Raw genomic sequence first — 15,365 nt, 5'->3', positions numbered from 1 at the left:
CGTTCAAGTACGTCGCGTGGACAGTTCGACCAATGACAAGAAGATTCGCGACGGTGCTCGTCGTCGCGCTCGTCGTCCTCGCCGGCTGCAGCGGTGGCCCGGGGACGTCGACCGCGCCGGGAGACCAGACCGACGCCCCGACGGACGCGGGATCGACGGCGACCGACGGCGACCGGAACCGCGTGACGGTTCCCTCGAACCTGATGGCACCGGGTGCGTCCCAGCGCGGCATCGCGAACCCGCGAACGCTCCTGCGCGCGAACGCTCGCGCGCTGTCGAACGTCTCGACGGTATCGTCCACCCGCTACACGGCACTGGGGCCGAACGCGACGGGAACCGTCGAGTACGCGCTCACGCGAACGGCCGGCGGCGACTACGTCTCGTCGCGTCGGAACGTCGGGAACGGGACGCCGACGGGCACGGACGTGTACTTCGCGAACGGCGTCGCGACGACCCGGTCCGTGCAGCCGAACGGGACGACCTACCAGTACGCGGTCGGGCCGACGCGCACGCGCTTCCAGTACGCACGACCGAGTCAACCGCTCTCGAGCGTCTCGCTCCTGTACTTCTCGCTGAGCGACGGGATGCGCGCGTCCGACTTCGGGACGCTGAACGGCCAGAAGGTCGTCAAGTACGAGTCCACGGGCGTGAACGAATCGCGCTTCCGGCAGTTCCGTGGGGCGCTGGGCGTGCCGAACGCGACCGTCGAGGACCTCTCGTTCACGGTGTTCGTCGCGGCGAACGGCGTCGTGCACGACGCGGACGCGACGCTGACCGTCGAGACCGGTTCGGGTGACCGGAAGGAGTTCGTTCTCGAGCACTCCATCGATTCGTACGGGGATGCGTCGCTCGCGACGCCGTCGTGGGCCGACGCCGCGCCGCGAGTGAACGGGTCGTTCGTCGCGAACGGGACCGCGGTCGAACTGGAGAACGTCGGGTCGGCGACGGTGTTCGACCACACCGTCGGCGTCGCGGGGAACGTCACCGGGTCGACGTCGGTCAACGAATCGTTCGCGCCCGGCGACACGCGGTACGTCTACGTCACGACCAGCGGGAACCGGACGACGGTGCACGTCACCGACGAGCGCTCCGCGGTGCCCGCGAACGCCGAACCCCTTCCGCGGCGGAAGACCGCGTCCGTGTTCATCGGGTCGCCGAACGTCAGCATCTCCATCGGACTGATCGCCGACGCGACGACGGCGAACGCGACCGCTGGTGCGAGCGTCGACGGACCGGACGCCATCTTCGGACCGACGAGTCGACGTCTCGTCGACGAACCGACCGCAGCGACGCTCGACGTGCGGGCACGAGCCTAGAATCGAACGAACCGCGACCGAAAGCGTAGAATCGAACGAACCGCGACCGAAAGCGTAGAATCGAACGAACCGCGACCGAAAGCGTAGAATCGAACGAACCGCGACCGAAGCGCGGTCAGGCGAGCCCGATCTGTTCGCTGTACGCGCCGTACGCGTCCTCGAACACTGCCATTATCTCGCCCATCGTCGCGTACTCCTTGACGGCGGCGACGATGGCGGGCATCACGTTCTCGTCGTTCTCGATGGCGTCCTCGAGGTCCTCGAGCGCCGCGTCGACCGCGTCGTCGTCGCGGTCCTCTTTCGTGCGCTCCAGGCGGTCGAGCTGGGTCTGCTCGGTTGCCTCGTCGACCTTCAGGATCTCCGGGCTCGTGTCCTCCTCGATGCTGTACTGGTTGACGCCGACGACGACCTCCTCGCCGGCTTCGACGCGCTCCTGGTACTCGTAGGACGCTTCCTGTATCTCGCGGAGGAAGAACCCCTGGTCGATGCCTTCGAGGATGCCGTCGCGCACGGAGCCGTCGCCCATCTCCTTGATCTCCTCGATGTACGCCATCGCTTGCTGTTCGACCTGGTCGGTGAGCGCTTCGATGGCGTAACTGCCGCCCATCGGGTCGACGATGTCCGCCGCGCCGGACTCCTCGGCGATGATCTGCTGGGTGCGGAGCGCCACCCGGACGGCTTTCTCGCTCGGAAGGGCGAGCGCCTCGTCGAAGCTGTTCGTGTGCAGGCTCTGGGTGCCGCCCATGACGCCCGCGAGCGCCTGCACGGTGACGCGAACGACGTTGTTCAGGGGTTGCTGGGCGGTGAGGCTCTGCCCGGCGGTCTGCGTGTGGAACTTCAGTCGCTTCGATTCGGGTTTCTCGGCGTCGTACCACTCGTCCATCACGCGAGCGTAGATGCGGCGGGCGGCGCGGAACTTCGCGACCTCCTCGAAGATGGAGTTGTGCGAGTTGAAGAAGAACGAGAGGCGTGGCGCGAAGTCGTCGACGTCCAGCCCGCGGTCGATGCCGTCCTCGACGTACCCGAACCCGTCCGCGAGCGTAAACGCGAGTTCCTGGACCGCGGTCGACCCGGCTTCGCGGATGTGGTACCCGGAGATGCTCACGGGGTGGAACTTCGGCGTCTCTTCGGTGCTGTACTCGATGGTGTCCGTGACGAGGTCGAGGCTCGGCTCCGGTGGGATGACCCACTCCTTCTGCGCGATGAACTCCTTGAACATGTCGTTCTGGAGGGTGCCACGGACCTCCTCGCGCGGGACGCCCTGCTGGTCTGCGAGCGCGACGTACATCGCGTAGATGACGGGCGCGCTCGGGTTGATCGTGAAGCTCGTCGAGATCTCCGCGAGGTCGATGCCGTCGAACAGCACCTCCATGTCGCGGAGGGTGTCGACGGCGACGCCCTCCTTCCCGACCTCGCCCTCGCTCATCGGGTCGTCGCTGTCGATACCCATCAGCGTCGGCATGTCGAACGCGGTCGACAGCCCGGTCTGGCCCTCGTCGAGCAGGTAGTGGAAGCGTTCGTTGGTCTCCTCGGCGGTCCCCATCCCGGCGAACTGCCGCATCGTCCACGTGCGCCCGCGGTACATCGTCGGGTACGGCCCGCGCGTGTAGGGTTCCTCGCCGGGGAATCCGAGGTCCTCGTCGTAGTCGAGGTCCGCGACGTCCGTTGGGTCGTACACGCGGTCGACCTCGAGGTTCGACACGGTCGCGAACCGGTCCTTGCGTTCGCCGTAGGAATCGAGGACGGGGTCGAGGGTCGCCGATTCCCACGCCTCGCGTGACTCGCGGATGTCCGCGAGGTCGTCGTCGTCGTACATGCGCGTAAGTATTGCCGGACCCGCCTATAATGGTTCGGTCGCGGCCGACGTCGCCGGCCAGCGGTCCTCGGTGGGCCGCTCAGGTGTCGGCGACGGGTATCGTGACGACGAACACGGCCCCGCGCGGGTCGTTCGGTTCGACCTCGACGTCGCCGCCGTACCCGGTGACGAGCTGGTCGACGAGGTAGAGCCCCATCCCGGTACCCGGGCTGTCGACGCCCTTCTCGCCGCGCCCGAAGAGGGAGTCCTGCATCGAGTCGGGGATACCGGGCCCGTCGTCGGCGACGCGAACGACGACGCACTCCCCGTCGTCGCCCTCGGTTCCGGGCTGGTGCACGGAGAGCGTGACCGTCGGCGTCTCGCGGTCGCTGTGCACGATCGCGTTCCCGAGGAGGTTGTCGAAGACCGAGGAGAGCATCTCGTTCGCGACGACGTGCACGCTCGGGACCGCGCCGTCGACGACGACGCTCGCGTCGGGATACTTCGTGCGCGTCTTCTCGACCTGCTGGTGGAGGACGCGGTCGAGCGCGATCGGTTCGACGGGCATCTCGCCGCCTTCGGTGAGGACCTCCGCGAGGTCCCTGGCTTCACGCGTCAGTTCGATGGTGTGCGCGACCGCTTCCTCGACGTTCCGGAGGGCGTCGTCGTCGACGGTTGCTTCGAGTTCACCGAGCCAGCCCTGCACGACGTTCATGTCGTTCCGGATGTCGTGCCGGAGGACGCGATTCAGGACCTCGAGCTGGTCGTTGAGCGACTCGAGGCGCGCTTCGCGTTCGCGGGCGTCGGTGAGGTTCCGGAGGATTGCGACGACGTACCCGTCGTGGCGCGCGTACCGGACGTCGACGGGAACCGGGTCGCCGTCGACGTTCCGGAGTTCGAACTCGGCTCGGGCCGTGCTCGCGCGTCCGTCCGCGACCTCGCGGTACGCGTCGCGGCCCGCGTTGGTGGAGCCGTCAGCGCCGTATTCGTCGAGGAGGGACTGGTGGGTGACTCCGAGGAGGTCCGCGGTGGGGAGTCCGGAGACCTCGCCGACGCGTGCGTTCGCGTCCACGAGTTCGTCCGCCTCGTCGAAGACGTACACGGCGTCCTCGAGCGAGTCGTGGAACGCCGAGAGGACGCGTGCAGGACCTGTCATGAAGAACCGATACTCGCCTCGTGCCGATATCACTTGCGGGCGTCAGTACTGGCCGAGGAGGCCGTCGCGGCGCGCGCGTCGTTCCGCGAACCGGAACGCGACGACGCCGGCCGCGACGTACCCGACGGCTGTCGCGACGAGGATGGCGAGGTCGAGGACGGGGAGGTTCCAGATGGCGACGCCGTCGGTCATCGCGCGCTGGAGGAGCGTGCTGCCCTGGGAGAGCGGGAGCACCGCGAGCCAGGGGTACTGGTCGGTGGGGGCGGCGATGAGGAACAGCAGCCCGAAGTTGAGGAGCCCGAAGATGTTGTCGATGCGCTTGTAGACGAGTGCGAGTCCGGCGAACACGAACCCGATGCCGAGCGCGCTCGCGACCGTGAGGACGACGAGCGGGACGACCGTGAGGACGTCGAGCGTGAGCGACTGGCCGGTGGTCGCGAGCATCGCGGCGAGGATGGCGCCACCCCACGCGAACGACTCGAGGAGGCGAACGACCGCGTTCGCGGCCATCACTCGCTCGAACCCGTACGGCGACATGTAGAGCTGTTCGAGCGTGCCCCACTGCGCGTCTTCCATGATGGAGCGGGCCGCGCCGGCGAACGCCGTTATGGCCATCGTCCAAACGAAGAACCCGACGATGATACCGGGGAGGCTGTCCGTGATGGCGGCGCCAGCGACCGCCCTGCCACCGAAGAAGATGCCCGCGAAGAACATGTACGTGACCGCGAGCTGCGTGAGCGTGTTCACGGGGTACTCTCGGAGGATGACGTAGCGCTTCCGCGCGAGCGCCTCGACGAGCGTCAGGTAGCTCATCGGTCGTCACCTCCGTCGGTCACCGGCGGGCGTGATGGCGGTCGCTCGCGGTCCCCGCCTTCAGTCGACCTCGACGGCGCGCCGTCACCGCTCGTTATCTGGACGAACACGTCCTCGAGGTCCGGGTCGATGCTCTCGAACGCTTCCAGGGCAGCGCCGCTCTCGCGGACGGCGTCGACGAGGTCGTAGAAGGCGTCCTGATCGGGGAGCACGACCTCGAACCGAGCGATACCGTCGCGCTCCGTCCAGGACTCTATCGTCCCGGCGCGAGCGACGGCGTCGCGAAGGCCCGGTTCGGCGCTCGCGCGGACGCGGTACGCTTGCGTGGCGAACACCTCGACGAGGTCCTCGACGCGCTCGTCGGCGGCGACGCGCCCGTCGGCGAGGATAACCACGCGGTCGCAGACGCGCTCGACGACGTCCATGTCGTGACTCGACAGGACGACCGTGACGCCGTCCTCGCGCGCAAGCCGCCGGAGTTCGCGCTGGAGGTCGAGCGAGCTCTCGACGTCCAGTCCGAGCGTCGGCTCGTCGAGGAAGAGGACGTCCGCGCCGCGAGCGAGCGTGCACGCGAGCGCGACCTTCTGCTTCTGTCCACGGGAGAGCTCGCGGACGGGGACGTCCGCTTTCTCCGCGATACCGAGCGTCTCCAGGAGGTCGTCGTGGCGGTCGCGGACCTCCCCGGGGTCGGCGCCGCCGATGGCCGCGAAGAACCGGAGGTTCTCGCGGACCGACAGCCGCCAGTAGACGTTGCGCGCGCCCTCGAGCATCGCGCCGACGCGCTCGTACGCGCGCCGTGGATGCGCCTCGACGTCGACGCCGGCGACGGTCGCCGACCCCGCCGAGGGCGTGACGAGCCCGAGCAGCATCTTGATGGTCGTCGTCTTCCCGGCGCCGTTCGGCCCGAGCAATCCCACTATCTCGCCGCTGTCGACGCCGAACGAGACGTCGTCGACCGCGAGCACGCCGTCGTCGCCACCGTCGCCGTACTCCTTCCGGAGGCCGTCCGCGGATACGGCGACGTCCGTGCGGCCGTCTCCGGAGCGGGGACTCGATGTCACGTCTCCATCGAAGGGCTCGACGAAGTTCAACGTTTCCTGAAGCGTCGTCCGATTCGAATACTGATAGCTCGGAGGCGGACCGTCACTGCAGTCGCTTCGTCGTCTCCACGAGCGGATGGCGAGCGTAGTCGACGACGTTCACGTCCTCGAGCGACCGCAAGCCCTCGCGTTCGGCGGTCTTGGCCATCCCGAGGTCGATACGTTCGCGGATGACGATGACGTACGCGTCCATCGTCTCCATCCCGAGGCGGTCCGCCGCCATCACGCGATGGTGGCCGTCCGCGAGCAGCATCTGGCCGGCGTTGTCGATGACGACGAGCGGCTCCGCGAGCCCGCGCTCCAGCTCGTACCGGCGTCCCTCCAGTTCGTCCGCGTACACCTTCGTCTGCGTCGGTACGAGCCCCTCCAGGTCGACCTCGCGGCGCTCCTGCTCGAGCGTGATACCGTGGATGTTCTCTAAAGTCCGGCGGAGCTTCCCGACCTTCTCCGGGGTAGCGCGCTCTATCTGACTGCGGATGACGTCCGCGTTCGAGATGATACCGACGAGATTCCCCGCGTCGTCCACGACCGGGAGCTTCTGGATGCCAGAGCGCAGGATGACACGCGCCGCGTCCGTCACCTTCATCTCGGGGTGCGCGACGATGAGGTCCGTCGTCATCATCTTGAAGATGGGCTCGTCGTCGTCCGCCAGCAGGAGATCGCGCGCCGACACGAACCCCTCCACGCGCCGTCGTTCACACACCGGGAACCCGCTGTGCTCCTCGCTGCCCGCGATCATCTTCGAGACCTCCTCGACCGTCTCGTCGGGCGACACCGTCACCACGTCCTGGGTCATGTAGTCCTTCACGTGCGGCGTCCCCCGCCCGTCCCCGTCGTCGCCTTTCATGCGCCGGCCTTCGGCGCGCGCGAACAAAAGCCTCTGGCTACGGGCCAGACCGGACTCCCGGGACGAAAGGCGAGCTCTCCTCGCCCGGGAGCGTCGTTACGGCCAGTCGTCCACGTTCCCGATGGCGTCGTTCAGCGTCGACTTGATGTCGTCGTACGCACCCGTCGTTCGTCCGCGGGCGTTGAACAGCACGGCGACGTCGACGCCGTCCCCGCGCTGATGGAGCATGCTGTGTGCACCGGGAATCGACCCGAACGCGGTGAGCCCGGGGTCGGCGTCGCCTCGTGGCTCGCCTCTGGTCGTGTAGTCGTCGCTGAACGAGAGGAGCGTGCGCGTGTTCGTCACGAGTTCGCCGGCGCCGCCGACCGACTCGATGGGATACCCGCCGTCGGCGCACGGGACGGTGTCGTACTCCTCGAGCGTCATTGCGTTCGGGCAGTGGCCGTTGCTGTGGTACGCGACTTCGCGCTCGGGGCGGTCCGCGGGGAGCGTACTCCCCTCGTAGAGTCGGTTGGAGACGTCTCCGTCGAAGCAGATCGACCTGACGGCCTCGGGGAAGGACTGTCCAGTGGCTCGTTCGACGAGGACGCTGAGGACGAGGTACCCGAAGTTCGAGTACACCGACTTCTCGCCCGGTTCGAACTGGAGTGGTCGTGCGAGCATGTACCGTACGATGTCTCGACTCGTCGCCGGACGGTCCAGGTCGAGCGCGTTCGCGATGGCGAATTGCTCGAAGGTCGGCATGAATCCGGACTGGTAGTAGTCCCAGCCCCCCTCGTGCTCGAGGAGGTGCGAGACGGTGATGTCGTCGAGACCTTCGGTCCGGGACTCGCTCTCGGGAACGGCCAGGTCGAGTATCTGGAAAGGGCGGTCGTCCATCGCCAGTTCGCCGTCGTCGACGAGTGACCGGACCACGGCGGCCGTGAACGACTTCGTGATACTCGCGATGCGGAACGTCGCGTCCGGCCGAACTGGGGCCGTCTGCAGGGGGTCGCTGTGCCCGTATCCGCGCTCGAAGACGACGGTCCCGTCTTTCGCAACGCCGAGCGTCCCGCCAGGGACCTCGTTCTCGACCATGAACGACTGCATCGCGTCGTCGATGGCGTCGAGTTCGGGGACGCGATCACCGGTCGTCGGTCGATGGAAGTCCGCATGGTCGTTCCCGCCGAGGTTCGTGCACCCTGCGAGCGTCGCAGTCAGCGCTGTGCCACCCAGGGACTGGAGGAGTCGTCGTCGTGAACGGCGTCCAACCATCTGTAACCCAGAGGCCCTCGCCTTCGTTCATAAATCGACCGGTCCGAAATTTGACTCGAAACGGCCGGGGGTGGCGACCGTTGCGAGCAATCGACCGAGTCAGTCGTCGTTCACGTCCAGCATGTTCTCGAACCCGAACCCGACGGAGGCGTCGTCGTCCACGTCGGTCCCGCGCGGGCGCTCACGGAGCGCGTCGAAGAACGCCTCCGTCACGACCTCGCGGATCGCCGCCAATCGCTCGTCGTCGGTCTCGAACTCGCCGAACGCGTCCGTTATCGGGACCTGCGCGCCAGCCATGTCCGCGTGCCCGCCGGCACTCCCGATGTGGTCGAACGCGATCCGGAGCGTCTCCCCGAGGTCGACGTCCCGACCACGCGCTCGCGCCGACATCAGGACGTTATCCTCCAGCACGCCGTACACGAGCACCGTCGTGATACCCTCCATCGTCAGGAGCTTGTCGGCGGCCTGCGGGAGCGCGTCCCGGTCGTTGATCGGGCCCGCACACGACACGAGAACGCTCCCGCGGACCTCGCGGTCCTCGATCGCCGCCGCGAGCGTGTTCATCGTATCGCCGCTCACGCTCGGCGACTCCATCTTCGCGAGCAGCGAGACGTCGACGCTCGGCAAGATGGACGCCGCTGCCTCGAAGTCGAGCGTCGACACCTCGCGCGCGAAGTCGTGCGTGTCCACCTGAATGCCGTACATGAGTGCGGTCGCGACCGTCGACGACGGCGTGATACCGTACCGATGCAGATGGTCGAGTACGAGCGTGCTCGTCGCCCCGACGTCCTCGCGGAGGTCCGTGTACCGCGCCGGCACCGCACCACGCGGCGGATGATGATCGACGACGACGTCCACCTCCAGGTCCGGCGGCAGCTGGTCGTTCACGCCCGGACGCGAATGGTCGACGAGCGCGAACCCACCGAACCGCTCCAGGGCCGCCTCGCCGCTCGCGAGGTTCTCCAAGTCCAGGTCGAGGAGGTTCACCATCGCGCGGTTCTCCTGATGACTGATATCCCCGAAGTAACACGGGACCGCGGGCGTCCCGAGCGCCTCCGCGAGCGTCGCCAGCGCCACCGCACTCCCGATCGCGTCCGGGTCAGGGTTGTCGTGCATCACGACCGCGAGGTCGCCGTCGACGTCACGGAGCACCTGCCGGAGGCGGCGCGTATCCTCGGCGCGCTCGCCGACGACCTGCCCGCCGACGGTCTCGACGAGCACCGACGTCGGGTCGACGACCGCGTCCGCCACCGACGCCAACGCATCCCGCTGTTCGCTCGTCGCCCGACTCCCCGCGTACGCCAGCACGAACACGTCACCGTACCGCTCCCGGACCGCGCGAACGATGTCGTAGTTCGCGACCGCATCGTCCGTCGCGACGACCACCGCCGTCGCCCCCGGCAACTCCGCGAGCACCGCCGCGTCCGTCGGGTCGCCGGCCGTCGCCGAGACGTTCTCCGACCGGAGCGCGTCCACGCGACTCTCGCTCTCGCAGACGACCGCGGCGACCCCGCCACGGTCCGCCAGGCGCGCCACCAGGCGCTGCCCGACGGCACCACACCCGAGAACGACCCGCGAAACCATACCCCGGCTACCTCCTCCGGACGCTAAAACCTACCGACCTCGAAAGAACGAAAGAACCGCTGAAACAACCGAAATCGGGCGCCAGGGCGTTCACTGGAAGACAGCCACGGGAGCGGCCGTGCAGTCGGTCAGCCGAAGAACGCCGTCGTCGTGTCGCCCGCGTTCGGCAGCACCGCGTTCGCCGCCTCGATAGCGGTCTCCGCGATGGGGAAGAACCCGGGGAGCAGCAGAACCGTCACGACCGCTGCCGCGACGACCGCCGCGTACAGTCCCGTCGGGCGACCCTGGAGCTCGTACTCCTCGCTGGGTTCCTCCACCCACATCGCCTTCACGACGCGCGTGTAGTAGTAGAGGCTCAGCGCGGAGTTGATCGCCCCGACCGCCGCAAGCCACCAGAACCCGGCGCTGACAGCACCGAAGAACAGGACGTACTTCGAGAGGAAGCCCGCCCCGACCGGGAGGCCCGCGAGCGAGAACAGGAACACCGTCATCGCCGCACAGGCGACCGGCGCCTTCCGTCCGAGACCAGCGTAATCCTCGAACGTCCGACCGACGCCCCAGTACTCGACGAGCGCGATGAACAGGAACGCGCCCGTGTTCATGAACCCGTACACGAACAGGTGCATCATGCTCGCACCGAGGACGGTGTCGCCCTGCGAGGCGACGCCACCGAGCGACGCCAGCCCGATGAGAACGTAGCCCGCGTGCCCGATAGAGGAGTACGCGAGCATCCGCTTGACGTTCTCCTGGGTCGCTGCCGCGAAGTTCCCGAGCGTCATCGTCACGACCGCCAGGATCTGGAAGACGAGCACCCAGTCGATACCGAGGCTCGCGAAGAACCCGGCGGGCGTGAACGCGACCGTGAACACGCGGAACGCGATGACGAACCCGGCCGCCTTCGACGCCGAGGAGATGAACGCACTGATGGGCGCGGGTGCACCCTCGTACGCCTCCGGCGCCCAGAAGTGGAACGGGACGCTCGCGGTCTTGTACGCGAACCCACCGACGAGCATCAGCATCCCGATGCCGAGCATCCCGACGAACTCCGTGCCGCCCGAGAGCGAACTCGCGACCGCTTCGAGCTGTAGCGAGCCCGTGGTCGCGTACACGAGACTGATACCGTACGCGAAGAAGCTCGAGGAGAGCGCGCCGATGAGGAAGTACTTCAGCCCCGCTTCGACGCTCCCACGGTTCTTCTTGAGGAACGCGACGAGCGCGAACGACGGCAGGCTCGCGAGCTCCATCGCGACGAACACGGTCGCCAGCGAGTTCGCGGCCGCCATCAGGCTCATCCCGGTTGCGGCGAGCAGGACGAGCGCGTAGTACTCCGCCTGGTACGCGTGGCCTTCGAGGTAATCGTAGGACGCGAGCGCGACGAGCGCCGTCACGCTGGCCGCGATAGCCATGAACAGCAGACTCATCTGGTCGACGATCAGCTGGTCGCCGAACAGGAGCGCGGCCGACGCGTCACTCGTCGTCGCGAAGTACGCCAGGTAGTACGCGGCGTTCCCGAGCGAGAACACGGCGCCGGCGACCGCGACGGACGCGACCAGCAGCCGGTTCGACCCCTCCGGGTCGACGAGCCACACGAGGAACGCCACCGCGAACGCGCTCGCCGCCGCGAACGCGTGCGCGCCGACACCGAGTCCGAGGAGCGTCCCGCCGGTGAACGCGGCGACCGCAGCCGCGCCACCCGCCGCGACGCCGAAGGTCGCGGACCCGAGCGCGAACGGGAGTCGCGTCGTCCGTCCGACGGAATCGAGGACGAGCACCATCAGGCCCGCCGCCGCGAGGTACAGCGCCGGTCCGAGCGCGAACAAGGACGCGTGACTACTCATCAGGCACCACCTCCGATGCTCGCAACCGGCTCAATCGCCGTCTCGATCATCTCCATGAACAGGTCCGGGAACACGCCGAGTGCGATGACGAGCAGGAGCAGGACGAAAAGCGGCGCGACGTCGTGGAACGCCGCACGCTCGACCTCGTAGTCGGTGTCCAGCCGGAACTCGCCGAACAGCGTCTTCTGCATCGCCAGCAGCAGGTAGCCGGCGACGATGACGATACCGAACATCGCCGCGCCCGTGAACATCGGGGCAGAGGGCAGCACCGTCGACTGGAACGACCCGACGAACACGAAGAACTCCGCGGCGAACCCGCTCATGAGCGGCAGGCCCATGTAGCCGAACGCACCGGCGACGAAGATGCCGACCGTCACCGGCATCTTGTCCGCCATCCCGGACATGTCCGAGACCATGCGCGTGTGCGTGACGTTGTAGATGACGCCGACCGCCATGAACATCAGCCCCGAGATGAGGCCGTGGGAGATCATCTGGAACGTCGCGCCACTGACCCCGATGGTCGTGTACGCGACGAGCCCGAGGATGACGTACCCCATGGAGCTCACGGAGGAGTACGCGACGATGCGCTTCAGGTCCGTCTGCGCGAGTGCGAGCATCGCACCGTAGATGACGGAGACGACCGCGAACACCGCGATGGGGACCGCGAGGTCCGTCGCGATGTCCGGGAGCATCGTGAAGTTGAATCGGAGGAGCGCGTACGTCCCCATCTTCAGGAGGACGCCCGCGAGGAGCACCGACACCGGCGTCGGCGCCTCGACGTGGGCGTCCGGCAGCCACGTGTGGACGGGGACGACGGGCACCTTCACCGCGAACCCGACGAACATCGCGAGGAACGCGAACAGCTTCAGGGCGTCAGCGCCGACGCCCGGCAGGCCGTCCGGTGCGACGCCGCTACGGAGCGCCTGCGTAATTTCGGGCAGGCCGAACGTTCCAATGCTGTCACCGAGGCCGAACACGAGCGCGACGAACCCGATGAACAGCACGAGGCTCGCGACGTTCGTGTACACGAACATCTTGATGGCGGCGTACTTCCGGCGCGGGCCACCCCAGACACCGATGAGCAGATACATCGGGACGAGGACGGCCTCCCAGAAGACGAACCACACGAAGAAGTCCAGGGCAGTGAACACGCCCAGCAGCGACGCCTCCAGGAACAGGACGAGCCCGTAGAACTGGCTCTGGCGTTCGCTGATCGGCGTCCACGCGCTCACGAGCGCGAGCGTCGTCAACACCGTCGTCAGCACGACCAGGGGCATCGCGACGCCGTCGACGCCGACGAACCACTGGAGCGTGATACCGCCGAGGTCGAACCACTCGACCTGACTCATGTACCCGATGGCGGACTCGCCGTCCACCAGGGCGTTCCCGGCCGGCTCGAATCCGCTCCACAGCACCAGACTGCCTGCGAGCGGCAACAGACTCAGCGCTGTCGCCAGCTTCGCGGCGTACCGGTCGGGCGAGACGAGCACGGCGAACGATGCGACCAGTGTTACCGCGAGTAGCGCTTCGATAGCTCCGTTGATCATCTAGAACCACCCTCCTATGGCCGCCATGGCCACCAGTAGCACCAGGAACCCGAGCGTCAACAGGAGCGCGTAGTTCGTGACCAACCCGGTCTGCACGCGCTTGACGCGACGGCCCGAGAACAGGCTCACGCTGGAGACACCGTTGACCGCGCCGTCGATGACGCTCTGGTCGAACGTGTCAGCGGCCTTCGCGAGCGGCATCGTGACGCGCTCGGCGAGGAACACCTGGAACTCGTCCTGGTAGTAGTTGTTGTACAGCACGTCCTTCGCCGCGCCGAGCTTGTCCGTGTGCTCGACGGGCTCCGGGACGTTGTAGAGGCGATACGCGAGCCCCGCACCGGCGAGCGCGAGCGTCAGCGAGACCGCAGCCGAGATGAGGACCGTCCCCACCTCGCCACCGGCGAGCGTGCCGGCAGCGTAGTGCGCGCCCTCGTGGAGCAGGCTCGTGTCACCGTCCGTGTAGTGCGCGACCGACGTCTGCGCCTTCAGGGATTCCGGTCCCTTCAGCCACTTGTGCAGGAAGTCGATGTTCGCACCGGTGACCTTCTTCACCGGCACCATGTTCACGAGGCCGGCGACCGCCGCGAGGATACCGAGGACCGCGAGCGGGCCCTTGACGTTCCAGCGAACGCCGTGGGGGTCCTTCGCGGTGTCACTGCGCGGTTCGCCGTGGAACGTGAGGAACACCATCCGGAACGTGTAGAACCCCGTGAAGAACACGGCGAGCAGCCCGAACGCGTACGCGACGAGCAGGAGCGTGCCCTGCGTCCCCGCGGTCCCGAGCCCGTGGACGAACGCCTCGTAGAGGACCTCGTCCTTCGACCAGAACCCGGAGAACGGCACGATGCCCGCGAGCGCGAGCGAACCCGACAGGAACGTGTAGTACGTGACGGGCATCTTCTCCTTGAGACCACCCATGTCCCACATGTTCTCGTTGTGGTGCATCGCGATGATGACCGACCCCGCCCCGAGGAAGAGGAGGGCCTTGAAGAACGCGTGCGTCATGAGGTGGAAGGTCGCCGCGACGTACCCACCGGCGCCGAGCGCGAGCATCATGTACCCGTACTGGCTGATGGTGGAGTACGCGAGCACCTGCTTGATCTCCTTCTTGACGACGCCCATCGTCGCCGCGAACAGCGCCGTGAACCCGCCGACGAGCGCGATGATACCGAGCGCGGTCGGCGACAGCAGGTAGAACCCGTACATGCGAGCGACGAGGTACACACCGGCCGCGACCATCGTCGCCGCGTGGATGAGCGCGGAGACCGGCGTCGGACCCTCCATGGCGTCCGGAAGCCACGTGTGCAGCGGGAACTGCGCGGACTTCCCGACGACGCCACCGAGGACGAGCAGGCCCAGGATGGTGAACCACAGTTGCGGGTCCATCCCACCGGGGATGACCGCCGTCGCGGTCCCCTCGGTCACGCCGAGGACCTTCGCCGCCTCGACGGGGAACGCCGCCGCGGCCGCGTCGCCCGCGACCGCGAACCGGCTCGTGCCGAACGTCGCGATGATGCCGACCACGCCGATGAGGAAGAAGTAGTCCCCGAACCGCGTCACGAGGAACGCCTTCTTCGCCGCACTCGGCGGCGCGTCCTCACGGAACCAGAACCCGATGAGGAGGAACGAGCAGAGGCCGACGAGCTCGAAGAACATGAACGCCTGCAGGAGGTTGTCCGCCATGACGAAACTGAGCATGGAGAACGTGAACAGACCGAGGCCGGCGTAGTACCGCGGGAGGCCGGTCTCGCCCTCGTCGTTCATGTACCCGAGACTGAAGACGTGCACGAGCAGCGCGATGAGGCTCACGATGATGAGCATCATCGCCGACAGCGGGTCGAGCAGCAGCCCGAAGTGGAGGGTGATGTCCCCGAGCGCGCCACCCGCGTCGAGGATCGTCCACGTGTGGATGTCCTGCACGTACGCGCTGCCACCGGAGACGGTGACGAACACCCACAGCGAGAGCAGGAGCGACCCGGCGGTCGCGAGGATGCCACCGAGCGCACCGCCCTTCGGCATCCGGTCACCGAACGCGAGCGCAATCAGGAACGATACGAACGGGAGCACCGCGATAGCGGGTGCGAACTCGAACGCGAAAGGTGTAGTTCCTGTCAT

General features: G+C 67.4%; 11 protein-coding genes. 1 reads left to right on the top strand and 10 read right to left on the bottom strand.

Annotation, left to right across the window (positions count from 1 at the left end; all coding sequences use genetic code 11):
- Positions 1-32: 32 nt before the first annotated feature.
- A complete protein-coding gene (locus ACZ48X_RS19090; RefSeq protein ID WP_336352050.1) occupies positions 33-1,316 on the top strand; it encodes a DUF7537 family lipoprotein in 1,284 nt (427 codons plus the stop codon).
- A 115-nt stretch (positions 1,317-1,431) separates the two neighbouring features.
- Here ACZ48X_RS19090 and ACZ48X_RS19085 read toward each other — a convergent pair whose 3' ends face one another.
- The 10 genes from ACZ48X_RS19085 to nuoL form a co-directional block, all read right to left on the bottom strand.
- On the bottom strand, positions 1,432-3,132 hold the full coding sequence (locus ACZ48X_RS19085) for an acyl-CoA mutase large subunit family protein (protein WP_336352049.1): 1,701 nt from the start codon (positions 3,130-3,132) through the stop codon (positions 1,432-1,434).
- A gap of 79 nt (positions 3,133-3,211) precedes the next feature.
- Entirely contained in the window at positions 3,212-4,267 is a 1,056-nt protein-coding gene (locus tag ACZ48X_RS19080; protein ID WP_336352048.1) for a PAS domain-containing sensor histidine kinase, read from the bottom strand.
- 42 nt (positions 4,268-4,309) lie between these two features.
- Positions 4,310-5,080, bottom strand: coding sequence for an ABC transporter permease (locus tag ACZ48X_RS19075; protein ID WP_336352047.1), 771 nt, complete (start codon positions 5,078-5,080; stop codon positions 4,310-4,312).
- Entirely contained in the window at positions 5,077-6,141 is a 1,065-nt protein-coding gene (locus ACZ48X_RS19070; RefSeq protein ID WP_336352046.1) for an ABC transporter ATP-binding protein, read from the bottom strand. The genes ACZ48X_RS19075 and ACZ48X_RS19070 overlap by 4 nt, the downstream gene beginning before the upstream one ends.
- 82 nt (positions 6,142-6,223) lie before the next feature.
- Positions 6,224-7,027 (bottom strand): CBS pair associated ParBc domain-containing protein, encoded by an 804-nt coding sequence (locus tag ACZ48X_RS19065; RefSeq protein ID WP_336352045.1) that lies wholly within the window; start codon positions 7,025-7,027, stop codon positions 6,224-6,226.
- 96 nt (positions 7,028-7,123) lie between these two features.
- On the bottom strand, positions 7,124-8,281 hold the full coding sequence (locus tag ACZ48X_RS19060) for a serine hydrolase domain-containing protein (RefSeq protein WP_336352044.1): 1,158 nt from the start codon (positions 8,279-8,281) through the stop codon (positions 7,124-7,126).
- A 99-nt stretch (positions 8,282-8,380) separates the two neighbouring features.
- Positions 8,381-9,865, bottom strand: a complete 1,485-nt coding sequence (locus tag ACZ48X_RS19055) for a DHH family phosphoesterase (RefSeq protein ID WP_336352043.1) — start codon at positions 9,863-9,865, stop codon at positions 8,381-8,383.
- Between the two features lie 128 nt (positions 9,866-9,993).
- Positions 9,994-11,703, bottom strand: coding sequence for an NADH-quinone oxidoreductase subunit N (locus tag ACZ48X_RS19050; protein WP_336352042.1), 1,710 nt, complete (start codon positions 11,701-11,703; stop codon positions 9,994-9,996).
- On the bottom strand, positions 11,703-13,250 hold the full coding sequence (locus ACZ48X_RS19045) for a complex I subunit 4 family protein (RefSeq protein ID WP_336352041.1): 1,548 nt from the start codon (positions 13,248-13,250) through the stop codon (positions 11,703-11,705). Before ACZ48X_RS19045 ends, ACZ48X_RS19050 begins: the two co-directional genes overlap by 1 nt.
- Positions 13,251-15,365, bottom strand: coding sequence for an NADH-quinone oxidoreductase subunit L (nuoL, locus tag ACZ48X_RS19040; protein WP_336352040.1), 2,115 nt, complete (start codon positions 15,363-15,365; stop codon positions 13,251-13,253).

The organism is Halorubellus litoreus (assembly GCF_055378595.1).
This window is presented reverse-complemented; position numbering and strand designations above follow the sequence as displayed.

Bases quoted from the DNA above. Each gene is read 5' to 3' on its own strand.
- ACZ48X_RS19090 (WP_336352050.1), top strand. From the start codon at position 33: ATGACAAGAAGATTCGCGACGGTGCTCGTCGTCGCGCTCGTCGTCCTC.
- ACZ48X_RS19085 (WP_336352049.1), bottom strand. From the start codon at position 3,132: ATGTACGACGACGACGACCTCGCGGACATCCGCGAGTCACGCGAGGCG.
- ACZ48X_RS19080 (WP_336352048.1), bottom strand. From the start codon at position 4,267: ATGACAGGTCCTGCACGCGTCCTCTCGGCGTTCCACGACTCGCTCGAG.
- ACZ48X_RS19075 (WP_336352047.1), bottom strand. From the start codon at position 5,080: ATGAGCTACCTGACGCTCGTCGAGGCGCTCGCGCGGAAGCGCTACGTC.
- ACZ48X_RS19065 (WP_336352045.1), bottom strand. From the start codon at position 7,027: ATGAAAGGCGACGACGGGGACGGGCGGGGGACGCCGCACGTGAAGGAC.
- ACZ48X_RS19060 (WP_336352044.1), bottom strand. From the start codon at position 8,281: ATGGTTGGACGCCGTTCACGACGACGACTCCTCCAGTCCCTGGGTGGC.
- ACZ48X_RS19055 (WP_336352043.1), bottom strand. From the start codon at position 9,865: ATGGTTTCGCGGGTCGTTCTCGGGTGTGGTGCCGTCGGGCAGCGCCTG.
- ACZ48X_RS19050 (WP_336352042.1), bottom strand. From the start codon at position 11,703: ATGAGTAGTCACGCGTCCTTGTTCGCGCTCGGACCGGCGCTGTACCTC.
- ACZ48X_RS19045 (WP_336352041.1), bottom strand. From the start codon at position 13,250: ATGATCAACGGAGCTATCGAAGCGCTACTCGCGGTAACACTGGTCGCA.
- nuoL (WP_336352040.1), bottom strand. From the start codon at position 15,365: ATGACAGGAACTACACCTTTCGCGTTCGAGTTCGCACCCGCTATCGCG.